The organism is Dyella jiangningensis, from assembly GCF_003264855.1.
GTDB classification, from domain to species: domain Bacteria; phylum Pseudomonadota; class Gammaproteobacteria; order Xanthomonadales; family Rhodanobacteraceae; genus Dyella; species Dyella jiangningensis_C.
In genome coordinates this window covers 1,231,263-1,253,781 of sequence record NZ_NFZS01000001.1, presented here as the reverse complement: position 1 = coordinate 1,253,781, position 22,519 = coordinate 1,231,263, and the positions used below count along the sequence as shown (strand labels likewise).

Here is a 22,519-nt window from a genome sequence, read left to right as displayed (position 1 = left end):
AACCATGACGCTGATCGCCTTAGGGCTCAACCACCTCACTGCGCCGGTCAACCTGCGCGAGCAAGTGGCATTCGATGCGGATTCCACCGGGGCCGCCCTGGAGGCGCTTTCGCGCGAACCCGGGGTGGAGGAAGCCCTGATCCTCTCCACCTGCAACCGTACGGAGCTCTACGTGAGCGTCGCGGCCGGGGCGGAGGGCGTTCCACAGGCGTGGCTCAGCCGTCACCATCAACTGACTGCGGGCAGGCTGGACGAGTTCCTGTATCGCCACGATGAAGACGCCGCCGTGCGTCACATGTTCCGCGTGGCGACCGGGCTGGACTCCATGGTGCTGGGCGAGCCGCAGATCCTCGGGCAGGTGAAGGACGCCTACCAGCAGGCACGCGATGCCCGCGTGCTGCGCGCGCCGATGGAGCGCCTGCTGCAGCACACCTTCGCCGTCGCCAAGCGCGTGCGCACGGACACCCGCATCGGCGCGCACACCGTTTCCGTGGCGTTTACTGCCGTACGCCTGGCCGAGCAGGCCTTTACCGACCTGCGCCAGGCCTGCGTGCTGCTGATCGGCGCAGGCGACACCATCGAACTGGCCGCACGACACCTCGCCGACAAACAGGTGCGGCGCCTGATCGTCGCCAACCGCACGCTGGAAAATGCCCAGGAACTCGCCAGCCGCCATGGCGGCTATGCGGTCTCGCTGGCCGACCTGCCCCAGCATCTCGCCGAGGCGGACATCGTCATCAGCTCCACCGCGGCGCGGCAACCGGTCGTCACGCACGCGATGGTCGAGAAGGCCATCGCCACGCGTCGGCGCAAGCCGATGTTCATGGTGGACATCGCGGTGCCGCGCGACATCGAAGCCTCCGTGGGCGAGCTCGACGACGTGTTCCTCTACGGCATCGACGACCTGCGCCAGGTGATCGATGACAACCGTCGCCTGCGCGAAGCCGCGGCGCGTGAGGCCGACGCCATCATCGACCTGCAGGTCGAGCGTTACATGGCATGGCGCCGTGCGCTCACCGTGCGCAATCCGGCGGTGGACCTGCGCCTGCACGCCGAGGTCTATCGCGACGAAGTGCTGGAAAAGGCGCGCGCCATGATCGCCCGCGGCAAGTCGCCGGACGAGGCGCTGGCCTTCCTCGCCAACACGCTGACCAACAAGCTGCTGCATCACCCGAGCGCCCGCCTGCGCGAGGCGGCGCTGAGCGGCGACATGGACCTGCTGCATGCCGCCGGTCGTCTCTATGGCATCGTGGAAAAGCCGGAAGTGAGCGAAGAGTAGCGACGGCAGCGATAAGCCGGGCACGTCCACGACGCGCCGTTCTCTCGCTTCCCGTTTCCTCTGCACACTTTCGCCATGACGCCATCCATCCGCCGCAAGCTCGAAACCCTCGCCGAACGCCACGAAGAAATCGGCCTGCTGCTCGGCCAGCCCGACGTGCTCGCCGACAACAACCGCTTCCGCGAACTGTCGCGCGAATACGCGCAGTTGGAACCGGTCACCGCATCGCTGCGCGAGCGCGACCAGGCCGAGCGCGAGCTGGTCGAAACCCGCGCCATGCTGGACGACCCCGAACTGCGCGACATGGCGCAGGACGACGTGGTCCGGCTTGAACAACGCTTGATCGAGCTCGACGACGAGCTGCAGATCCTGCTGCTGCCCAAGGATCCGCGCGACGAGGCCAACCTGTTCCTCGAAGTGCGCGCCGGCACCGGCGGCGACGAGGCGGCGATCTTCGCCGGCGACCTGTTCCGCATGTACACGCGCTACGCCGAACGCCGCCGCTGGCACGTCGAAGTGCTCAGCGAGAACCCTGGCGAGCATGGCGGCTACAAGGAAATCGTGGCGCGCGTCGAGGGCAAGGGCGCGTATTCGCGGCTGAAGTTCGAGTCGGGCACGCATCGCGTGCAGCGCGTGCCGGAAACCGAATCGCAGGGCCGCATCCATACCTCGGCGGCCACCGTGGCGATCCTGCCCGAGATGGACGAGATCGACGACATCGAGATCAATCCGGCGGACCTCAAGACCGACACGTTCCGCGCCTCCGGCGCCGGCGGCCAGCACGTCAACAAGACCGACTCGGCCATCCGTATTACCCACCTGCCCACCGGCATCGTGGTGGAGTGCCAGGACGAGCGCAGCCAGCACAAGAACCGTGCCCGCGCATTGAGCCTGTTGAAGGCGCGCCTGCTCGACGAGCAGCGCAGCAAGCAGGCCGCCGCGCAAGCCGAATCGCGCCGCCTGCAGGTGGGCTCGGGCGACCGCAGTCAGCGCATCCGCACCTACAACTTCCCGCAGGGCCGCATCACCGACCACCGCGTCAACCTCACCCTGTATCGCCTGCCCGAAGTGCTGCAGGGCGACCTGGACGAACTGGTCGATACGCTGACGCGCGAGCACCAGGCCGACGAGCTCAAGGCTCTCACCGCCGGCTGAGCCAGCGCTGCGGGACACGGGCGGATTGGCAGCCACCACGCCCTGCGCTAGTTTGGGCGGATGACTGATCTCTTTACCCCTCCCGCGACCGTCTTTGCCCAGCAGATCGTCGCGCAGATCGAACGCGGCGACTTCGCCGGTGCCGAACAGGCCGCCATCGACGCCCGCGCCCACTATCCCGACCATGCCGAGCTGGCGCGCCTGCACGGTGTCGCCCTGTTGCAGCTGCATCGCCCGGCCGACGCCGTCGCGATGCTCGAAGAAGCCGCGCAGATGGACCCGCAGAGCGTCGAGGTGCAATGCAACCTCGGCAGCGCCCAGGTGGCCAATGGCGATGCCGACAACGCCATCGAGCGACTGCGTGCCGCGCTGCGCATGGCGCCCGGTCACCCGGCGGTGCTGCTGACGCTGGGCAACGCGCTGATGGCCGCCGCGCGCTTCCAGAATGCGCGCGACTCGTATGCCATGGCGACCCATGGTGCCCCGGCCCATCCGGGCATCCGCCTCAACCTGGCCGGCGCCGAACTCGAACTGGGCAACGTCGACCAGGCGAGACTGCATGCGGACGAAGCGCTGCAGCTGCATCCGCGCTTCGATGCCGCCCACGCGATGCGCGGACGCATCCTATTGAGCCAGGGCCAGGCCGACGAAGCCGGCGAATCGTGGCTGCTGGCCGAGCGTCTGTCGCCCCGCAATCACGAATATCCCTTCGCCGCCGGCCAGGCGATGGAAGACGCCGGCAAGCTGGAGGCGGCCACCAAGGCCTATGAGCGCGCGCTTGCGCTGCATCCGGACAATGGCCCGGTGCTCGGGCAACTGCTGTTCCTGCGCCGGCGGCTGTGCGACTGGCACGACCTGGACGACCTGAGCGCCCGGCTGCAGCAGGCCATCGCAGAAGGTGCTTCGCCGGTGAGTCCGTTCGTCATGCTGTCGGAGGATGTCGACGCCGAACTGCAACTGCGCTGCGCGAAGACTTATGCCGACGGCGTGGAGCAGCAGGCCGCGCCGTTGCGCAAGCAGCAGGCCTTCACGCACGCCAAGCCCGCACCGGATGCCGCGGCGCGTGTCGGCTTCGTCGCCGACGGCTTCAACGATCACGCGACCGGTCTGCTCGTGGTGGCGATGCTCGAAGCGCTGGCCGACGACGAGGACCTGGAACTGCACCTGTTCGCGACCACCGCGGATGACGGCGGCGCCATCCGCCGCCGCCTCGCGACGGCCACCACGCTGCACGACGTGTCCGCGCTCAATCACGCGCAGGTCGCGCAGCGCATCCACGACACCGGCGTCGAGATCCTGTTCGATCTCAATGGCTATTCCGGACGCGACAACGCCGAACTGTTCGCGCTGCGTCCCGCGCCGATCCAGGTGAACTGGCTGGCCTATCCCGGCAGCACCGGCGCGCCATGGATGGACTATCTGCTCGCCGACAAGACCGTGCTGCCCGACAGCCTGCGCGCCACGGTGAGCGAAAAACTGATCCGCCTGCCCCGTTGCTACCAGCCCAACGACAACACCCGCGTGGTGGCGCAGCCGCCTTCGCGCGCCGAGTGCGGGCTGCCCGACCAGGGCACCGTGTTCGCATGCTTCAACAGCAGCTACAAGCTGAACCCGGCGGCCTTCGCCCGCCTGATGCTGGTGCTGGAGCAAGTTCCCGACAGCGTGTTGTGGCTGCTCAGCGGCCCCGAAGGCGCCGACGACCGGCTGCGCGCCGCGGCGGGTGCCGCGGGCATCGCACCCGAGCGCCTGGTGTTCCTGCCGCGCCTGCCGCATGCGGAATATCTCTCGCGCTATGTGCATGCCGATCTTTTCCTCGACACGCTGCCATACAACGCCCACACCACCGCGTCCGACGCGCTATGGGCCGGCTGTCCGGTGCTGACCTGCACCGGCCGCACCTTCGCCGGCCGCGTCGCGACCAGCCTGTTGCTGCAGCTGGGCCTGCCGGAACTGGCATGCGAGGACGAGGAATCCTTCATCGCCATGGCCACGCAGCTGGGCAACGATCGCGAGGCGCTCGTCACACTGCGCCAGCACCTGTCGCAGCAGCGCACGCAAAGCCCGTTGTTCGACATGCAGGGCTATGCCAGCGACTTCAAGCGTGCGGTGCAGGCCATGAGTGCGCGGTACCGGATCGGCCGCAAGCCGGTGGATCTGGACCTGCCGTAAGCCGGAGGGCGCGCGCCGTTCGCCGGCGGGACAGGCGCGTGCGGCCTTCACCTGCCGCACGCGCGCTTCGCCCACAATGCAGGTTCCTTCCCTTCAAGGAGATTCCCGCCATGGCCAAGAAGGACAAGAGCTATCGCCGTGCGATGGAAGAACTGCAGCTGGAACTGGCGAGCCTCAACCGCTGGCTTCGGCACGGCGGGCAGCGCCTGGTGGTGGTGTTCGAAGGACGCGATGCGGCCGGCAAGGGCGGCACCATCAAGGCCATCACCGAATCGATGGACACGCGCGGCTATCGCATCGCGTCGCTGCCCAAGCCTAGCGAAACCGAAACCACGCAGTGGTATTTCCAGCGCTACGTGGAGCATCTGCCCAGCGCGGGCGAACTCGTGCTGTTCGATCGCAGCTGGTACAACCGCGCCGTGGTGGAACCGGCGATGGGCTTCTGCACCAAGGCGCAGTACAAGGCCTTCATGGCGGCGGTGCCGGCGTTCGAGAAGCTGCTCACCGACGATGGCATCATCCTGCTGAAGTACTGGCTGGCGGTGGACCAGGAGCAGCAGGAAGAACGTTTCTCCGAACGCGCCAAGGATCCGCTCAAGCGCTGGAAGCTGTCGCGCAACGACCTCGCCTCGCGCGAGAAGTACGAGGAAATCGGCCATCTGCGCGACGTGATGATCGAGCGCACGCATCGTCCGAACGCGCCGTGGTTCGTGGTCGACTACAACGACCAGAAACGCGGGCGCGTGAACCTGATCCGCCATCTGCTGGAACAGATACCGCGCCACGACGTCAACATTCCCGAACCCAAGCTGCCCAAGCTCAAGGGCAAGCCCAAGACCGAGCACGTCACCAGCAAGGCGCTGTGGGTGCCCGATACCGCCGGTTGAACCCGCCAGGTGGCGACCCGATGCAGTGCGCCGCGGCCGAGCTTCTTCATCTCGTGAAGGCGGCGGTCACCCGCGCGACCTTCGCCACGCCCGCCAGCCTCTAACTAAAGCCGACACGCCGGGCGCCGATAAGCCATGAGGGCCCGCATGGAGACCCGGGGGGAGGACGTATGCCGGCAAGGGGCCTGAGGGCCACGCTGGCCGGGCGGGAACGCGACGCGATCGTCGGTCCGTTCGTGCTGGTGATCGTGGTGATGATCCTGCTGTGCGTGGCCAGCCTGGACGTGATGTCCGCGGCGCGTGCCTTCGTGGGCGGCGAAAGCCACTGGTCGAAGGCCCAGAAGGTCGCCGTGTCGGAGCTTCAGCATTACCTCACCACGTTCTCCGAGCACGATTACCAGGCGTTCCTCAACGCCATCGCCATACCGCAGGGCGATCGTCGCGCGCGCCTCGAACTGAACCAGCCCTCGCCCGACATGTCGGTGGTCAGCCGCGAGTTCGTGCGTGGCGGCATCGACGAGGCCGATGTGCCGGGCATGACACGGCTGTATCGCCACGCGGGCGGCATGCGCGATGTCCACAAGGCGGTGGATGCATGGGTCGAGGGCGACGAAGTCATCGGCGAACTGGTACGGGCCGCCGACGACATCCATCGCCATGCATTGGCGGGCGAGCGCGACCGCCTGTGGATCGAGCAGTCTCGCGATCGCATCCGCGTGCTCGACGCGCGGCTGACGCCGCTGGAGTTCGCCTTTTCCGATGCGCTGGGCAAAGCGTCGCGCGAAACCGCCACGCTGCTGCGCATCTCGCTGTGCGCCATCGGCGCGCTGCTGGTGCTGGTGGCGACGCGTCGTGCCCGCCGACTGCTGGACGAGCGCGCACGCATGGTCGAGGAGCTGCGCGCGAGCGACGATCGATACCAGCTCGCCGTCGCCGGCAGCAACGACGGCCTGTGGGACTGGGACCGACGCAGCCGGCAGGTCTATCTGTCGCCGCGCCTGCGCCAGATGCTCGGCATGCCCGAGGAGCAGGGCCCGGCGCACGCCATCGACGTATTCAGCCGGCTGCATCCTGACGATCGGCTGGTCGCCAGGCGCGCGGTGGTGGCGCACGTGCGCCGCGGCCATCCGCTGGACCTGCAGTTCCGCGTCCCGCGTATCGATGGACGCATCCGCTGGTATCACGCACGCGGCGCGTCCACCCGCGCCGTCGACGGCATGGCCGTGCGCACGGCGGGCTCGGTCACCGACATCACCGAGCGCCGCGAAGCCGACGCCATGCTGTTCGCCGCGAAGGAACGGGCGGAGGTGACGCTGCAGTCGATCGGCGATGCCGTGATCACCACCGATGCGCGCGGCTTCATCGACTACCTCAACCCCAGCGCCGAACGCCTGACACGCTGGTCGATGGAACTGGCGCATGGGTTGCCCGTGGCCTCCGTCTGCCGCTTCGTGAGCGAAGCCAATCGGCAGCCGATGTCCGACCCGGTGGGCCAGGTACTGCAGCGACAGGCGGCATGGGGTTCGCCCGACAAGCTGCTGCTGATGCATGCCGATGGATGGTCGGTGGCGGTCGACCTCACCGTCACGCCGATCCGCGATCGCCTGGGTGCCACCAGCGGCGTGGTGCTGGTGATGCGCGACGTGAGCAGCGAGCGCGAGCACGCCGCGCAACTCAGCTATCAGGCCAGCCACGATCCGCTCACCGGTCTGATCAACCGCCGCGAATTCGAACGACGCCTGGCCCAGGCCATGCACGGCACACAGAGCGCAGGTTCCTCGTTCGCCGTGCTGTACGTGGATCTCGACCAGTTCAAGGTGATCAACGACACCTGCAGCCACGCCGCCGGCGACGAGCTGCTGCGCCAATTGGCGGCCCTGTTCGGCACGGTGGTCCGCTCGTCCGATGCCGTGGCGCGCCTGGGCGGCGACGAGTTCGTGTTCCTGCTGGAAAACTGCGAAGAAGAAGCCGCCTTGGCCGTCGCCGAAAGCCTTCGCACGGCGATTGGCGACCATCACTTCGCCTACCGCCAGCACAGCTTCGTGATCTCCGCCAGCATCGGCATGGTGAGCATCGATGCGACTCGCTCGATCACCGACGACATCCTTGGTGCCGCCGACGCCGCCTGCCATCTGGCCAAGGAGAAGGGCCGCAACCGCGTGCAGACCTATCACCTGGACAACGACGAAGTCGCCGTACGGCAGTCCGAGATGTGCTGGGTGGGCCGCCTGCAGCGCGCGCTGTCGACAGGCCAGCTGGTGCTGTACGCGCAGGACATCCTCGACCTGCGGCAGACGCGGAACCGGCGGCATTTCGAACTGCTGCTGCGCATGCGCGACGAGGATGGTTCGCTGATCCCGCCCCGCGCCTTCATCCCTGCCGCGGAACGCTACGGCCTGATGCCTTCGATCGACCGCTGGGTGGTGCACGCGGCCTTTACCGGCTTGCGCACCCTGGCCACGCGCGAGCCCACGAACACGCCGCCGCTTTGCTCCATCAACCTGTCCGGCACGTCGCTGTGCGACGTGGACTTCACGGCCTACCTGCGCGAGCAGTTCGCGCTGTTCGGCATCGCGCCTTCGACGATCTGTTTCGAGATCACCGAAACCGCCGCCATTTCCAGCCTCTCGCGCGCCATTGCCTTCATCGAGGACATGCGTGCACTGGGTTGCCGTTTCTCCCTCGACGACTTCGGCGCGGGCATGTCGTCTTTCACCTATCTCAAGCACCTGCCGGTGGACTTCGTGAAGATCGAAGGCAGCTTCGTGAAGGACATGCTGCACGACCCCATCGACTACGCGATGGTCGAGGCGATCAACAAGCTCGGGCACGCCACCGGCAAGCGCACCATCGCCGAATGCGTGAGCTCAGGCCCCTTGCTGGACGAAGTGCGGCGACTCGGCATCGATTTCGCACAGGGCTTTATCGTGGACGCTCCGCGCCCGTTCATGCCGATGGATCGCTCCACCACCGCGTAGGGCGGCTTCAGCGCGTGTGGAATGCATCGTCGACCGGCGCGTCGCAATGCTCGCGTCGCACGTCATCCACGCGTGCGCCCGACGGGCCACGCCACAACCACTGTTCCAGCGCATCGAGCGCGGCATCCGTGCCGCTCGCGATCACTTCGACGCGGCCGTCGGAGAGATTCTTCGCATGGCCGCGCAAGCCCAACGCCAACGCCTGTTCGCGGGTGCTGGCGCGGTAGAACACGCCCTGCACCCTACCACTGACGAGGAAGCGCGCGACCGGCATGACTATTTGCCGACACCGATGGCCTGGCCGAGCGAGGCTTCCGTCACCGGCCCGACGAAGCGCTTGGCCACCTTGCCGTCCGGACCGATCAGCCAGGTGGTGGGAAGACCACGCGGCTCGTCGAAATCCGTGAGCGGCTTGTCCAGCGTGACCTGCGCCACCGGATAGCTCACCGGATGCTTCGCCAGGAAGGCCTGGATATCGGCCTTCTCGCTGTCCTCGTAGGCAAGGCCGATCGCACTCACCTTGTCCTTGTGCGCGGCGGCGAAACGGGAAATGTCGGGCATCTCCTTGATGCACGGCACGCACCACGTGGCCCAGAAATTGACGATCACCCACTTGCCGCGCTGGCTGGCCAGGTCGTAGGGCTTGCCGTCGAGCGTGGTGACCTTGAGCGCGGGCTGCTCGGGCATCGCAGCCTGCACGCTGCCGGCGAACGCCAGCAGCAGCCCCAGCGTGGCAAGCGGTTTCAGCAATGTCATGGATGGAGATCCTCAGATGCATTCGTTGCCGGCGATGCCGGCGGATAAGCCGCGTCGAGCCGCGTGCGCAGGCTGTCGTGGAGCGACCGGGCGGCGCTGTCGAGCAGCGACACCAGCTCTACCGGCAGTTCCAGTCCGTATTCCTGCGTATCCTCGGAGGGACGCAGTGGCACGCGGTAATCGCAGTGAGCATACACGCGCAGCAAATCGGTGTTGTCGAGGCTGCGACACAGCACCCAGCCGCCGCCCTCCACGCGCCGGATCACGTCGGCGCGCTCCAGGTCGGCGAAATAATTCGCGATGACGCCGACACGCAGTTGCGGTACGCGGTCGCGCACGCGATCCGGGTCGAGCTGCGCACCCTCGCGATGCGCATCGATGAAATGCCCCAGCACCAGCAGCAGGCCGAGCAAGGCCGCGTCTTCGGGCAGGCAGGTCCTGGGCGGTTCGTAGTCGAACGCGGAAACCGACGCCGCCACCGAAGCGCACAGGATCACGATCACCCACGAGAGATAGATCCACAGCAGGAAGATCGGAATCGCCGCCAGCGCCGCACCGTAAACCTGCTGGTAGGTGTGCGCGTGATGGATGAAGCGCGCGAAACCCCAGCGTGCGATCTCGAACAGCACTGCGCCGAGCAGCGCGCCGGTCGCCGCGTTCTTCCAGCGCACCCGGCGGTTGGGCACCACCAGGTAGATCAGCATCAGGGTGAGGAAGGTGACGATGAACGGCAGCGTCGCCAACAGTCGCTGGCCCAACCCCAACGTGCCCGCCGCCTCGTTGAGGATCGGCAGCGCAGTCGCGTACGACGCCACCGCCAACCCGCCCACGACCAGCACCGGGCCGAGCGTGAGCGCCGCCCAGTACAGCAGCACGCGCGACACCCAGCTGCGCTGGCGCTGCACGCGCCAGATGCGGTTCATGCGGTCCTCGATGCTCACCATCATCGACAGCGCGCTGAAAAACATCACCAGCACGCTGAGGCCGGTGAGCTTGCTGGCGTTCTCCGCAAAGCCGTTGAGGTACTCCTGCACGCGCTCGCCGGCGGCGGGCACGAAATTGCTGAAGACGAACTCGATCAGCGTGCTCCGCGCGTCGGCGAACGCCGGGAATGCGGCGAAGATCGCCAGCGAAGCGACGATCAACGGTACCAGCGACACCAGCGTGGTGTAGGACAGCGCGCCGGCGGTCTCGAAGCACTTGTCGTCGATGAACCGCTGCCACAGGAAGTGGCTGAAACTGCGAGTGCGATCGCGATCGAAACGCAAGGCCATGGGGGTTCCTTCTAAGGCGCCAAGCAACGGTGCCCGCTCTGGCATCCCGCCGGGGTGGGCCGTGCGTGAACAGACGGGCTACACGAGCATCGTCGGCCGGTACACTAACTGATCACAAGCCATCGCCCAAACCATGAGCCACGACATCCTGGTCCTCTACTACAGCCGCACCGGCCATACCGCGCAGCTCGCGCGCCTCATCGCACGCGGCGTGGAAGAGGTCCCCGGCATGCGTGCGCGGCTGCGCCAGGTGCCGCCGGTGGCTCCCGTGACCGAGATCGCCCAGCCGCCCGAACCCGAAGAAGGCGCGCCCTACGTGACGCGCCAGGACCTGGCCGAGTGCGTCGGCCTGGCCATGGGCAGCCCCACGCGTTTCGGCAACATGGCGGCGCCGCTGAAGTACTTCATCGATTCCACCGGCGCGGAATGGGCCAGCGGCGTGCTGTCCGGCAAGCCGGCCGCCTTGTTCACCGCGACCAGCACCATGCATGGCGGCCAGGAATCGACCCTGCTGACCATGGCGCTGCCGCTGCTGCACCACGGCATGCTGATCGTCGGCCTGCCGTATACCGAGCCTGCGCTCACGGCGACGCTGAGCGGCGGCACCCCGTATGGCGCCAGCCACGTCGCGGGCCCCACGGGCGACAACACGATCACTGAGCATGAGCGCGAACTCGCCCGCGCGCTGGGCCGTCGCCTTGCCGACGTCGCGCGCCGCCTGGTCGCCAGCGCATGAGTACACCCATCACCCCGACCTATCGTCTGGGCCTCGTCGCGTGGGCCGCGCTGGTGGTATTGCAGCTCGCCTGGCACGGATGGCTGTTTCCCGCGCAGCACATGCCCATGGCGCTGGTTCTCGCCATCACCGTGGTCCCGCTGTTGCTGCCGCTGTTCGCGTTGCGCGACGTGCGCCGTGCCCTGCTGTGGGCCGGCATCCTCAGCCTGTTCTATTTCAGCCACGGCATCAGCGAAGCGTGGAGCGCGCCCGGCGAACGCTGGCTGGGCTGGATCGAAATCGTGCTCACCGTGACCTTGATTGGTGCGCTCGGTGCCGGTGTGAAGCGCAAGCGTACCGCCTGAAGCGCTCTTCGATCTTTTGTAGGAGCGCACCCAGTGCGCGAAAAGCCTACGAAGCGGTAACACCGCGACGCTGCGGTCGCGCACTGGGTGCGCTCCTACACTGAAAATGCGCGGCATTGGCTGAGTCGGCGCACACCCTCGTCGATCTGCGTCGGCGACACGCCGCCATAGCCGAGGATCAATCCGGCGCGTCCCGGCGACTCCAGATAGCACTGCGACAACGGACGCACCGAGACGCCATGCGTGGCTGCTTCGCGCGACAACGCGACATCATCCGTGCCTTCGGGCAACAGACCCACCAGTTGCATGCCGGCATCGGCGCCGATGATGCGCAACCTGTCGCCCGGCCATCGCTCGATGGCCTGGATCAAGGCCACCCGCCGCTCGCGGTAAAGGCCGCGCATCGCGCGGATGTGCCGCGCGAAATGCCCGTCGCGGATGAAATCGGTCATGGCGAGCTGGAACAGCGTGGAGGAGAACGTGTCGATGGCGTCGCGGCCCGCGTGGAAGGCAGGCACGAGATCCTTCGGCACCACCATGTAGCCGAGGCGCAAGGCCGGATACATCACCTTGCTGAAGGTGCCGAGGTAGATCACGCGACGCGCGGTATCCAGGCCCTGCAGCGACGCCACCGGCTTGCCGCCGTAGCGAAATTCGCTGTCGTAGTCGTCCTCGATGATCCACGCGTCGTCGCGCTCCGCCCACGCCAGCAGCTGCATGCGTCGCGCGGCGCTCATGGTGGTGCCCAGCGGAAACTGGTGCGAAGGCGAGATGTACGCGGCGCGCGCACCGCGTGCACGGCGCATGCCCGCTTCGACGTCGATGCCATCGCCGTCCACCGGCACGGGCACCATCTGCACGCCCGCCGTGCGGAACGCCTGGTGCGCGCCGGGATATCCCGGGTCTTCCATCCACACGCGATCGCCGGCATCCAGCAGCACGTGCGCGCAGATCTGCAGTGCCTGCTGCGAACCGGTGGTGATCAGCACCTGCGAGGCATCGCAGCGCACCGACCGCGACATGCCGAGGTAGTTCGCCACGGCCTCGCGGAGCGGCCAATGTCCTACGGGGTCGCCGTAGCACATGGTTTCCACGCTCGATGCCCGAGCGTGGCGGCTGACCAGGCGCGCCCACACCGAGGTGGGAAAACGATCCAGCGCGGGCAGGCCCACGCGAAACGCGCCGAGGCTGTCGAGCCAGGTCTGCTCGGGTGCTTCCAGCTGCACGCTGCGGTGGGAGATGCGTCGCGACGCGGGCGATGGCTTGCCTTCGTCGGCCGCCCGCTGGCGATGCACCACCGGCGTCATGCTGGGAATCGCCCTAGCCACCCGCGTGCCCGAACCGGCGAAGGTTTCGAGGTAGCCCTCCGCCAGCAACTGGTCGTACGCACTGAGCACCGGAATGCGCGAGATGCACAGTTCGCCGGCGAGATGGCGGGTGGACGGCACGGCCTGGCCCGGACGCAGATGCCCATCGAGGATGGCCCGGCGAAACCAGTCCGACAGCTGCTGGTACATCGGCGTGGCGGACGCCGGATCCACGGCGACCGGTGGCAGAAAGCTCGTGCTCGCGCGGGTCATCGCAATCTCCGGATAGCACCAGGGAGGCCCGGCCGTGTCTTCTACGGCCCCGCCTCCGAACGACATCGCCATGGACCTCAAGTGGTCATATCGAATCTTAGCAAAGTGGATATTTCAGGCGACCGCCCGGAGACATAGCGTGGCGCCCGTCCCGCCCATGGAAGCGCTTGTGAAGGTTCATCGCCCGGTCGTCCCCACCCTGTCCCGCCTGGCCGTCTTCGCGCTGGCCATGCTGCTGGAACTGCTTTCGTCGCCCGCGCGCTCCCTCCCCGCGGCGGAAGATGTCTACTGGCAGTCGCGCGAAGACGCGTGGTGGACAGGCCCCATGATGGCGAACTCACCGGAGACGGGGGCGCCCGGTCACTTCCTGGCCGAGCCCTACCTCTACGACGTGCGTACCTCGCACGCCAACAGCTACGGTTCGCGCACGTACCTGGTGTATGGCCTCGCCAACAACTTCAGCATCGGCGTCATCCCGGTGTTCGGCTATAACCGCGTCGATGGCGGACCCAACAGCAGCGGCGTCGGGCTGGGTGATTTCGTGCTGCAGGCGCAGTATCAGTTCACCCATTTCCATGACGACAGCTGGGTGCCGAGCACCGCCATCATGCTGCAGGAGACGCTGCCCACCGGTAAATACGACCGGCTGGGCAACCGCCCTGCCGATGGCATGGGTAGCGGCGTATACACCACGACGCTGGGCTTCAACGCGCAGACCTATCTGTGGATGCCGAACGGACGCATCCTGCGCCTGCGCCTGAACCTCACGGCGTCGTACTCCGGCGGCACCGACGTACACGGCACCAGTGTGTATGGCACCAGCAACAGCTTTCACGGCCACGCCCGGCCCGGCAACAGCTATGGCATCGACGTGGCGGCCGAATACAGCCTCACGCAGCGCTGGGTGCTCGCGCTGGATGGCCTCTACAACCACAACGGCAACACGCGCGTCACCGGCCAGGACCTCATCGATCCCTTCGGCGGCCCGCCGCTGCCACGCGATCTGCACATGAATTCCGGTACGAGTGACTATTGGGGCGTCGCGCCCGCCATCGAGTACAACTGGACGCCCAACATCGGCGTGCTGCTCGGCACCCGTGTGATCTTCGGCGGTCATCACACGCCGTCTTCGATCACGCCGGCGATCGCGCTCAACTATGTCCACTAAAGGAGTGTTGCCATGACTCGTCCATCGCGCGTGGTCCTGCTTGCTTCCTGTGCCTTCCTCGCCGCCACCGCGGCAATGGCGGTGGAACTGCCATCGCGCATCGGCCTGGCGATCGCCGACCCTGGGCGTCCCGCCGACGACCGCGCGCTCGACGACAGTCGCCACGTGGCGGAAGTGCTCGCCTTCGCCGATATCCGCCCGGGCGACAAGGTGGTGGACCTGATGCCGGGCAAGGGCTACTACACGCGCCTCTTCAGCAAGCTGGCCGGGCCCGACGGCAAGGTCTATGCGCTGCAACCAGCCGAGATGGACAAGGCAGCGCCCAAGGGCCTGCAGAGCCTGCGCAGCTTCGCGGGTACGCCCGCCTATGCGAACGTCGTAGTGCTGGTGCAGCCGGTATCCGCGATGAGCGTGCCTGAGAAGGTCGACGTGATCTGGACCTCGCAGAACTATCACGACCTGCACGATCCGTTCATGGGCTCGCCGGACATCGCCAAGGTCGACGCTGCGCTGTTCAACGCCCTCAAGCCCCACGGCACGCTGATCGTGCTGGACCATGCGGCCGCAGCCGGCAGTGGCGTCAGCCATACCGACGACCTGCACCGCATCGACCCCGCGACGGTCAAGGCGGAACTTACTGCCGCCGGCTTCCACTACGAGGGCGAAAGCGACGCGCTGCGCAATCCTGCCGACACGCACACGCTGGGCATCCGCGATCCGTCCATTCGCAGCCATACCGATCGCTTCATCCTCAAGTTCACCAAGCCCTGACATCGCCGCGATACGCTGGGGCTTCCCCAGCCCAGGACCGACGCGATGAGTGCACCCCGCGAGTTGCTCAAGGCCGACGACATTGAGGCCATGCCGGCCACGCGCAGCGTCCATCCACTCAACCCCAACGGCGTGCGGCACCGCAAGTCGCTGGACGATGCCACCGGACTCACGCAGATCGGCGTGCATCGCATCGAGCTGCAGCCGGGCCACGATTCCAGCGAGTACCACCGGCACCTGTACGAGGAAGAATGCGTGTACGTGCTGTCCGGCCGAGGCACGGCGGTCATCGACGACACGCCACACGCCATCGGCGCCGGCGATTTCCTGGGCTTCGCACGCAACGGGCCCGCGCACGTGGTGACCAACAGCGGCGACGAACCGCTGGTGCTGCTGGTGATGGGCCAGCGGCTGGCGCAGGACGTGTGCGATTACCCGCGCCGACAGCTGCGCCTGTACGTCAATGGCAAGCAGGAAGACCTGGTGGACTTCGGCGCGATCCGCCCGGGCTGAGCCCACGCCTCGCCAACACCTACGTGCCTATACTCGTGCGACCGATCCGCCGAGGGCCGACCATGGGATTCGTGCAAGATCCGCCGCAGCTCGCGAACCCGTACCGCGAAGACCGCCTGCTGCACGCCATGCTGGAGCGCGCCCTGCCACCCGTGCGGCGGGCGGCGCTGGAACCCGACCTGCAGGCACTCGGCGACTACGCGCAGATGGCCTGGCAGCGCGCCTGCCGCACCACGCGACGCAAGCCGGTGCTCACGCAGTGGGACGCCTGGGGCAACCGCGTCGATCGCATCGAACTCACCGAGGCGTGGCAGGAAGGTCCGCACATCACCACGCGGCACGCGGTACTTGCCGCCGGCCATGAAGCGAGCGAGCACGCGCGGCTGGAGGAATTCGCGCGCGTCTATCTCTATCACCTGGCCAGCGAGTTCTATACCTGCCCGCTGGCGATGACGGATGGCGCGGCCACCGCGTTGAAGGCGTCGGGCAACAAGGCACTGATGGATCGCGCGCTGCCGCATCTGTTGAGCCGCGATGCTTCCACCTTCTGGCTCAGCGGCCAGTGGATGACCGAAAACCATGGCGGCTCCGACGTCGGCAACACCGAAACGGTGGCGCGCCAGGATGCCTCCGGCCAGTGGCGCCTGTATGGACGCAAGTGGTTCAGTTCGGCCGTGGTGGGCGAAGTCGCGCTCGGCCTGGCGCGTCCGGAAGGGGCGGACCGCGGCGCGGGTGCGCTCGCGCTGTTCTACGTGGAAACGATGGACGGCGCGCGACGCAAGCCCGAGCTGATCATCGATCGCCTCAAGGACAAGCTCGGCACGCACGAGCTGCCCACCGCGGAGATCCATCTCGACGGTCTGCCGGCATGGCCTCTGGGCGAACTCGCCCATGGCGTGCGGCAGGTGGCGCCGATGCTCAACATCACACGCACCTGGAATGCGGTATGCGCGACGGCGAGCATGGCACGCGCACTGACCCTCGCACGCGACTACGCCACCCGTCGCGAGGCTTTCGGCAAGCCGCTGATCGCCCAACCGCTGCATGCCCAGACCCTGGCGGACATGCAGGCCGAATTCGAGGCCGCGTTCGCGCTGACCTTCGAAGTGGCCCACCTGCTCGGTCGCGTGGAACACGGCGCGGCGCAACCGCATGAAGCCGCCCTGCTGCGCCTGCTCACGCCGCTGGCCAAGCTGTGGACCGGCAAGATGGCGGTGAAGCTGTGTTCCGAAGCGCTGGAGTGTTTCGGTGGCGCAGGCTACATCGAGGACACCGGCCTGCCCCAGCTGTTGCGCGATGCACAGGTCTACGCGATCTGGGAAGGCACCACCAATGTGCTGTCGCTGGACAGCCTGCGTGCGCTCGCCGGCGATAACCTCGGCGCGCTGCGCACCGCGATCGAGGGCTGGCTGGCCGACAGCATCAACGCCCATGCGCGACAGGTCATCCACGCCGCGCTGGATGCCGCCACTGCCCACGTGAACCAACACGCCAACCAGCGCGATACGCTGGAAGCGAGCGCACGCGGCCTCGCCTTCACCCTGGCGCGCTGCGCCGCGGCGGCCTTGCTGGCCCGGCACGACACCTGGGCGGCGCCTCACGGCGGCGCACGCAACGGCGCGGCCCTGCGGCGCTTCGTGGCGCATGGGCTGCTACGCCTGGGCGCCACCGACGCCACCGATACCGCCCTGCTGCTCGGACCCCACTGAGCACGAAGGGCCGCCACCCGCTAAAATGCCCGCTTCCCCACCTTGCGGTTCCCGACCATGCAGCATCTGACCATCGTCACCACCGGCGGCACCATCGACAAGATCTACTTCGACGACAAGTCGGACTACAAGATCGGCGCGCCGCAGATCGGCGAGATCCTCGGTCAGCTCGGCGTGGCCTTCCAGTTCGACGTGATCCCGATCCTGCGCAAGGACAGCCTGCACATCACCGAAGAGGACCGCGCGCTGGTGCGTTCCACCATCGAGGCGCAGCCGCATCGCCATGTGCTGGTCACGCACGGCACCGACACCATGGTCGAGACTGCGCGCGAACTTTCCCAGATCAAGGGCAAGGTGATCGTGCTCACGGGCGCGCTGAATCCCGCGCGTTTCCAGGGCTCGGACGCGGTGTTCAACATCGGCTGCGCCGTCGCCGCCGTGCAGACGCTGCCCGACGGCGTCTACATCACCATGAACGGCCGCGTGTGGGATCCGCTCAAGGTGCGCAAGAACCGCGAAGCGAACCGCTTCGAGGAATCGGCCGGCTAAACTTCGTCGCCCCGTTTGCACGAGAAAGGCCCGGTCATCGCTGACCGGGCCTTTTTGTTGCCTCGAACGCTTGCGGCTTACTGCGCGATCAGGCTCGCGTCATCCAGCACGAACGAGGTCTGCAGCGACGAATCTTCCGTGCCGGTGAACTTGATCGTCACCGTCTGGCCGATATAGGCGCTGAGGTCGAACGTGCGCTGCGTATAGCCCGACGCCGCGTTGAGGTTCGAGTAGGTGGCCAGCGTCTTCAGCACCGTACCGCTGCTGTTGAGCACCTGAACCGTCAGCTTGTCGTACGCGGTGGTCGTGGTGGTTTCAGCCGTATCGACGTGCAGATAGAACGACAACGTCGCCGTGCTCTTGCCGCTCGGGATAGCGACCTGCTGCGACACCGTATCGGTATGCGACTGGCCGTAACCATCCAGCCACGCGAACCACGTACCGCCATGCGCCGTCTCGCCGCTGCACGTGCTGTTGCTGCACAGCACGCTCGCGCTCATCGACCATGGGCTCGCCGTGCCGCTTTCGAAGCCGGGATTGCCGAGCAACTGCGATGGCGAGCTGCCGGTCACCGTCACCGACGATGTCTTGCTCGACGTCTTGCCGCTCGCGCTGTCCGTCACTGTCTCGGTCACGTTGTAGGTGCCTGCCGCGGCGTAGGTGTGGCTGGGGCTGGTGGCCGTGGACGTGCCGCCATCGCCAAAGGTCCACGCGTGTGAGGAGATCGTCCCGCCGCTGTCGGTGGAGCTGTCGGTGAAGGTCGCGGTCAGGCCGTTGGTGACGACGCTGAAATTCGCCGTCGGCGTGCCGCCGGTCGAGCCGCCACCGCCCCAATACTGGGTCACGTAGCTCTTGAACTTGGCGATATCCAGGCTGCCCCAGCCGGTGGCGTTGTCGAAGCCGGCCTTGGCCGTGTAGCCGTAGCCGTTGTAGCCGTTGTTGCCCGAGGTGACGTCATGCAGCGGCGTCGCGTCGGAGGGGAAATGCGCATACATGTTCTGCGTCGGCAGGCCCAGCGTGTTGCCGTTGGCCGAGAGAATGCGCGCCCAGATGCCCACGAAGATCGGCGAAGCGAGGCTGGTGCCGCCGATCTGGTAGGTCTGGCCCTGGATGATGATGTTGGCGCCGGTGGACTGCGCGGCATCGAACGCGAGGTCGGGCACCTGGCGCTTGGTCACCGAGGAACCCAGCGCCGTGGTCTGCCACGCCGGCGCGGTCTCGAACAGGCTGACGCCACCCCCGGTGGCCCACAGGCGCTTGTTGTTGTCGCCGCCGGCCGCATCGATGGTCGCGAGGCCTTCGTTCCACACCGTCTCGCCGGTCCAGGTGGTGCCGCTGGTGCTGAGCGTGGTGCCGCCCACGGCGACGACGTTCGGCGAGGTCGCCGGCTCGCTCACCGAGTAATGGCTGAGCGAGATCTCCACGGTGCCCGCCGAGTTGGTGACATAGCCCGGCGCACCCTCGGTGGGATCGCTCGACCACTGATAGACGCCCGCGTCACCGGACGCGATCGAGAAGGTCTGGCCCTGCGCCACGGCCTGGGCAAAGATCTTGTCGTCGGCGGCCTGCGTGCCGGAGCTGTTGGCGGCGGACTCGTCCTCGCCCAGCGACACGTTGATCACCTTGGCCACGTTGTCGGTGACGGCGCGGTTGTAGGAAGCCGTGATGGCCGCGTCGGTAAGGCAGCTGTCGTTCGAGCAGTTCGGCGCGGAGTAGAAGATCAGCTTGCCCACGCCGCCGGACGTGCCGACGATGGTCTGGCTGTCCAGGTTCCACTCGCCATCGCCATTGGGATCGTCGGCATAGGTGTTGCTGCCCGTCTTCACCACCTGGGTGTTCACCGTGCCCATGCCGGCGTTGCTGGTGAACGTGCCGAGGTCGGTGATGGTCTGGGTCATGTCGCCCCAGGTGATGATGCCCACCGTAGTACCGGACGCTGTTGGCGTGCTGCCTGCGTCATAGATCGCCGGGAAATCGGTCGGACTGTGCGATACCTGGCTGCCGGTCGCCTGCACGCCCACGTGATTGGCGCCGGCATGCGGCTGCACCGGACCGAGGATGCGGTGCATGGTGTGCGGCACATTGACGTTCTGCAGGCCGAGCACCGAATCGACGATGCCACCGAGTGCCTGCGGCACCTGCACCGTGGAATCGTTGGCGATGCGCTGCTTGCCGCCAAACGCGAACGTGCGCATGGTGGTGCGGAACGCGGCATTCACCGTATTGGCATTGCCGTCGGCCGACACCAGCAGGTTGTTGGATGCCACCTGCACGTTGGTAAAGCCGGACTGACGCAGGTGCGCAGCAACCTTGGCCGCATCCGCATCCGTCGGCGCATAGCGCGCCTTGAACTGCGCGGGCGTCAGGAAATGGTGGTACTGCGGGCTCGCCGGGTCGTTGACGGCATGCAGGAACGCTTCCAGCTCATCCACGTTGCGCAGGTTCAAGCTCACTTCCACGTGCATGGGCTTGCTGGCTTCCAGCGGCGCCACCGTGGCGGCATCCACGGTAGGTGCACCGTGCAGGCTCAGCGTCCACGTCGGATGAGTGGTCGCCGTCGTCGCAGCCGTGGCAGGCGCCACGGTGCGTGTCATCGCAGCCTGCGTGCGCGTACCCACCCATGCATCGGTACCCGCCGCGTGCGCCACGCCTCCGACCATCGCGAACGACAGGGCCAGCGGCAGCAGCGCTTTTCGTACAGCCTTTCCCCGCAAATCGATACGAACAGTCATTCTTGTCTCCTTGACATTTTTTGAGGACAAAACCGTCCCGTGCAGCGCGTTTTTGCGCCACATGGACTCGGGTTGCCGCGATGGGCGCGGCCTCAGCTTTGGTGACTGTCTTGCGATCCGATAGGCGCCAGTACTCGCCTTCCCCCTGCCGTCCCTGGAACGTTGTGCGCTGGCGCAGACTCGCTAAACGACGCTCACGTGATCGAATGCCCGTGTTGGCATCGCTAATGGACCATCCGTCAACCCTCCCGTCGTCGGATCAATGGACGCTAATTAAGAAAATGCGGAGCGTCAATGTTGGCGAAAGGCTTTCGCAAAAAGCGAAAAAACAGGCAAATTGATGCGGTTTTTGCAGTTTGAAACGCCGGATTTTGCGTTTCTTGCGCGTAGCTTTCGATGCGCATCGAGGCACGCAAACGCTTCGATTCAAGGACTTACGCAAATAGGCAGAACAAGCCCATTCGTATCATCAAAAGCAGAGAATGTTGGCCTGCTTCATTTCCATCGATCTGAATTTTTTCGATCGTCGCGGCGCCGTGACGACGCATGCACGCCAATGAGCGCGAAAGAAATTGCGTGCATTTAGCGACTTCGATCACATCGTCATTTGACATAGATAAATCGAAATTAAATTCCGCCGTCATCGACTCGCAGGTTTCATCGTTCGCGAAGTGAGCGCTTCGGCGCTTCGGACATTCCATGCATGAAAAAAGGCGCGATGGTTTTCATCGCGCCTTTCTCGGTCAAGAAGGAAAACCGATCAGCCGAATAACGCCCGCCCCACGATCAGGGGATCGGCAAGGCCCACGACCTGGCCATCGCGATTGGCATACGACAGCCGATTGAGGACGTAGCGCATGGCATTGAGGCGCGCCCGCTTCTTGCAGTCGGAGCGGATCACGATCCACGGCGAATCCGCCGTGTCGGTATGCGCGAACATCGCTTCCTTGGCCCGCGTATAGGCGTCCCACTTGTCGAGCGAGGCAAGATCCACGGGGCTGAGCTTCCACTGTTTCAACGGATGCAGCCTTCGCTCGCCGAAGCGACGCCGTTGCTCTTCCCGGCTCACCGAGAACCAGAACTTGAACAGGTGAATGCCGCTGTTCACCAGATGCCGCTCGAACTCCGGTACCTGGCGCATGAAATCCTCGTACTCCTTCTTCGTGCAAAAACCCATCACGTGTTCGACGCCTGCCCGGTTGTACCAGCTGCGGTCGAACAGCACGATTTCACCGGACGTCGGCAGGTGTTGGATATAACGCTGGAAATACCATTGGCCGCGCTCGGCTTCAGTGGGCTTCTCCAACGCGACCACGCGCGCACCACGCGGATTGAGGTGCTCCATGAAACGCTTGATGGCGCCGCCCTTGCCTGCCGCATCGCGACCCTCGAACAGGATCACCACGCGCTGGCCCGTCTCGCGCACCCATGCCTGCAGCTTCAGCAGCTCCACCTGCAATCGGTATTTCTGCTTCTCGTAATTGCGGCGCGACATCTTCTGCCGATAGGGGTAGTCGCCCTTGCGCCAGCCCGGCGAGAGCTCCTCGTCCGGATGACGACTGCCGCCGTGCCGCAGGTTCGGGTCGCCTTCCAGCACCAGGGTGCGGAAACGCGAGGCATCGTCGGGCGACAGGCCATCGAGGATGGTCCTCACGCTGTCGAGCAAGGTATCCGCGTCGTGCGCGGCCGCCTGCATCAGCACGTCTTGCATGCTGTCGGCCATCTCGGCCTGCGCCGAGGCGATGGCGTCGTTGATGCTGCGGCGTTCGACGGCCTGGGCATTCCCTGCCGGCCACGTGGGGATACCGGTGGCCGCCGCATCGTTCGCTACGGCGTCGGCATCAATAATGGTGTGGTCTGTTTCGGACTCGTGCGGAAGCATGGTTGACGACATCTCGTCACCCCGAATGGTGGGTTGA

At 66.3% G+C, this 22,519-nt stretch carries 18 protein-coding genes; 12 read left to right on the top strand and 6 right to left on the bottom strand.

Annotation, left to right across the window (positions count from 1 at the left end; genetic code table 11):
- Positions 1 to 4 precede the first annotated feature (4 nt).
- The 5 genes from hemA to CA260_RS05465 all read left to right on the top strand — a co-directional run bounded on the left by hemA (position 5) and on the right by CA260_RS05465 (position 8,468).
- Positions 5 to 1,279 (top strand): glutamyl-tRNA reductase, encoded by a 1,275-nt coding sequence (gene hemA / locus CA260_RS05485; protein WP_111981382.1) that lies wholly within the window; start codon positions 5 to 7, stop codon positions 1,277 to 1,279.
- Between the two features lie 75 nt (positions 1,280 to 1,354).
- Positions 1,355 to 2,434 (top strand): peptide chain release factor 1, encoded by a 1,080-nt coding sequence (prfA, locus tag CA260_RS05480; RefSeq protein WP_111981381.1) that lies wholly within the window; start codon positions 1,355 to 1,357, stop codon positions 2,432 to 2,434.
- Between the two features lie 60 nt (positions 2,435 to 2,494).
- Entirely contained in the window at positions 2,495 to 4,603 is a 2,109-nt protein-coding gene (locus tag CA260_RS05475; protein WP_111981380.1) for a tetratricopeptide repeat protein, read from the top strand.
- Between the two features lie 110 nt (positions 4,604 to 4,713).
- A complete protein-coding gene (gene ppk2, locus CA260_RS05470; RefSeq protein WP_111981379.1) occupies positions 4,714 to 5,490 on the top strand; it encodes a polyphosphate kinase 2 in 777 nt (258 codons plus the stop codon).
- 170 nt (positions 5,491 to 5,660) lie between these two features.
- Complete coding sequence (locus CA260_RS05465; RefSeq protein WP_111981378.1) at positions 5,661 to 8,468, top strand: EAL domain-containing protein; 2,808 nt, start codon at positions 5,661 to 5,663, stop codon at positions 8,466 to 8,468.
- A 7-nt stretch (positions 8,469 to 8,475) separates the two neighbouring features.
- Here the strand turns inward: CA260_RS05465 and CA260_RS05460 are convergent, their stop codons facing one another.
- From CA260_RS05460 to CA260_RS05450, 3 genes are read right to left on the bottom strand one after another with little or no spacing between them, the layout of a single operon-like run.
- Positions 8,476 to 8,742 carry an acylphosphatase gene (locus tag CA260_RS05460; protein ID WP_111981377.1) on the bottom strand — a complete coding sequence of 89 codons (267 nt, stop codon included), beginning with the start codon at positions 8,740 to 8,742 and terminating at the stop codon, positions 8,476 to 8,478.
- Positions 8,743 to 8,744: 2 nt separating this feature from the next.
- Positions 8,745 to 9,224: a TlpA family protein disulfide reductase gene (locus CA260_RS05455; protein ID WP_111981376.1), complete on the bottom strand. Its 480-nt coding sequence runs from the start codon at positions 9,222 to 9,224 to the stop codon at positions 8,745 to 8,747.
- Positions 9,221 to 10,498, bottom strand: a complete 1,278-nt coding sequence (locus CA260_RS05450) for a YihY family inner membrane protein (protein ID WP_111981375.1) — start codon at positions 10,496 to 10,498, stop codon at positions 9,221 to 9,223. Before CA260_RS05450 ends, CA260_RS05455 begins: the two co-directional genes overlap by 4 nt.
- Before the next feature lie 133 nt (positions 10,499 to 10,631).
- Between CA260_RS05450 and wrbA the strand changes: the two genes are divergently transcribed.
- Complete coding sequence (gene wrbA / locus CA260_RS05445; protein WP_111981374.1) at positions 10,632 to 11,234, top strand: NAD(P)H:quinone oxidoreductase; 603 nt, start codon at positions 10,632 to 10,634, stop codon at positions 11,232 to 11,234.
- Positions 11,231 to 11,578, top strand: a complete 348-nt coding sequence (locus CA260_RS05440) for a DUF2069 domain-containing protein (protein WP_111981373.1) — start codon at positions 11,231 to 11,233, stop codon at positions 11,576 to 11,578. The genes wrbA and CA260_RS05440 overlap by 4 nt, the downstream gene beginning before the upstream one ends.
- A 95-nt stretch (positions 11,579 to 11,673) precedes the next feature.
- Here the strand turns inward: CA260_RS05440 and CA260_RS05435 are convergent, their stop codons facing one another.
- The gene (locus CA260_RS05435; RefSeq protein WP_111981372.1) at positions 11,674 to 13,158 is read right to left on the bottom strand and encodes a PLP-dependent aminotransferase family protein; all 1,485 of its coding nucleotides are present in this window, start codon (positions 13,156 to 13,158) and stop codon (positions 11,674 to 11,676) included.
- 169 nt (positions 13,159 to 13,327) lie between these two features.
- Here CA260_RS05435 and CA260_RS05430 point away from each other — a divergent pair, with 169 nt between their 5' ends.
- The 5 genes from CA260_RS05430 to CA260_RS05410 all read left to right on the top strand — a co-directional run bounded on the left by CA260_RS05430 (position 13,328) and on the right by CA260_RS05410 (position 17,868).
- A complete protein-coding gene (locus tag CA260_RS05430) occupies positions 13,328 to 14,326 on the top strand; it encodes a transporter (protein WP_238149614.1) in 999 nt (332 codons plus the stop codon).
- Between the two features lie 12 nt (positions 14,327 to 14,338).
- Positions 14,339 to 15,097 carry a class I SAM-dependent methyltransferase gene (locus CA260_RS05425; RefSeq protein WP_111981371.1) on the top strand — a complete coding sequence of 253 codons (759 nt, stop codon included), beginning with the start codon at positions 14,339 to 14,341 and terminating at the stop codon, positions 15,095 to 15,097.
- 45 nt (positions 15,098 to 15,142) lie between these two features.
- Positions 15,143 to 15,610, top strand: coding sequence for a cupin domain-containing protein (locus CA260_RS05420; RefSeq protein WP_111981370.1), 468 nt, complete (start codon positions 15,143 to 15,145; stop codon positions 15,608 to 15,610).
- Positions 15,611 to 15,672: 62 nt separating this feature from the next.
- Positions 15,673 to 17,319, top strand: coding sequence for an acyl-CoA dehydrogenase family protein (locus CA260_RS05415; protein WP_111981369.1), 1,647 nt, complete (start codon positions 15,673 to 15,675; stop codon positions 17,317 to 17,319).
- Between the two features lie 57 nt (positions 17,320 to 17,376).
- Complete coding sequence (locus CA260_RS05410) at positions 17,377 to 17,868, top strand: asparaginase domain-containing protein (protein WP_038620531.1); 492 nt, start codon at positions 17,377 to 17,379, stop codon at positions 17,866 to 17,868.
- 77 nt (positions 17,869 to 17,945) lie between these two features.
- On the opposite strand, the gene CA260_RS05405 is transcribed toward CA260_RS05410, so the two are convergent.
- Positions 17,946 to 20,600, bottom strand: a complete 2,655-nt coding sequence (locus CA260_RS05405) for a protease pro-enzyme activation domain-containing protein (protein ID WP_172461730.1) — start codon at positions 20,598 to 20,600, stop codon at positions 17,946 to 17,948.
- Between the two features lie 760 nt (positions 20,601 to 21,360).
- Positions 21,361 to 22,482 (bottom strand): polyphosphate kinase 2, encoded by a 1,122-nt coding sequence (ppk2, locus tag CA260_RS05400; protein WP_111981368.1) that lies wholly within the window; start codon positions 22,480 to 22,482, stop codon positions 21,361 to 21,363.
- Positions 22,483 to 22,519 lie beyond the last annotated feature (37 nt).

Excerpts from the sequence above, each read along its gene's own strand:
- hemA (WP_111981382.1), top strand. The coding sequence starts at position 5 with ATGACGCTGATCGCCTTAGGGCTCAACCACCTCACTGCGCCGGTCAAC.
- prfA (WP_111981381.1), top strand. The coding sequence starts at position 1,355 with ATGACGCCATCCATCCGCCGCAAGCTCGAAACCCTCGCCGAACGCCAC.
- CA260_RS05475 (WP_111981380.1), top strand. The coding sequence starts at position 2,495 with ATGACTGATCTCTTTACCCCTCCCGCGACCGTCTTTGCCCAGCAGATC.
- ppk2 (WP_111981379.1), top strand. The coding sequence starts at position 4,714 with ATGGCCAAGAAGGACAAGAGCTATCGCCGTGCGATGGAAGAACTGCAG.
- CA260_RS05465 (WP_111981378.1), top strand. The coding sequence starts at position 5,661 with ATGCCGGCAAGGGGCCTGAGGGCCACGCTGGCCGGGCGGGAACGCGAC.
- CA260_RS05460 (WP_111981377.1), bottom strand. The coding sequence starts at position 8,742 with ATGCCGGTCGCGCGCTTCCTCGTCAGTGGTAGGGTGCAGGGCGTGTTC.
- CA260_RS05455 (WP_111981376.1), bottom strand. The coding sequence starts at position 9,224 with ATGACATTGCTGAAACCGCTTGCCACGCTGGGGCTGCTGCTGGCGTTC.
- CA260_RS05450 (WP_111981375.1), bottom strand. The coding sequence starts at position 10,498 with ATGGCCTTGCGTTTCGATCGCGATCGCACTCGCAGTTTCAGCCACTTC.
- wrbA (WP_111981374.1), top strand. The coding sequence starts at position 10,632 with ATGAGCCACGACATCCTGGTCCTCTACTACAGCCGCACCGGCCATACC.
- CA260_RS05440 (WP_111981373.1), top strand. The coding sequence starts at position 11,231 with ATGAGTACACCCATCACCCCGACCTATCGTCTGGGCCTCGTCGCGTGG.
- CA260_RS05435 (WP_111981372.1), bottom strand. The coding sequence starts at position 13,158 with ATGACCCGCGCGAGCACGAGCTTTCTGCCACCGGTCGCCGTGGATCCG.
- CA260_RS05425 (WP_111981371.1), top strand. The coding sequence starts at position 14,339 with ATGACTCGTCCATCGCGCGTGGTCCTGCTTGCTTCCTGTGCCTTCCTC.
- CA260_RS05420 (WP_111981370.1), top strand. The coding sequence starts at position 15,143 with ATGAGTGCACCCCGCGAGTTGCTCAAGGCCGACGACATTGAGGCCATG.
- CA260_RS05415 (WP_111981369.1), top strand. The coding sequence starts at position 15,673 with ATGGGATTCGTGCAAGATCCGCCGCAGCTCGCGAACCCGTACCGCGAA.
- CA260_RS05410 (WP_038620531.1), top strand. The coding sequence starts at position 17,377 with ATGCAGCATCTGACCATCGTCACCACCGGCGGCACCATCGACAAGATC.
- CA260_RS05405 (WP_172461730.1), bottom strand. The coding sequence starts at position 20,600 with ATGACTGTTCGTATCGATTTGCGGGGAAAGGCTGTACGAAAAGCGCTG.
- ppk2 (WP_111981368.1), bottom strand. The coding sequence starts at position 22,482 with ATGCTTCCGCACGAGTCCGAAACAGACCACACCATTATTGATGCCGAC.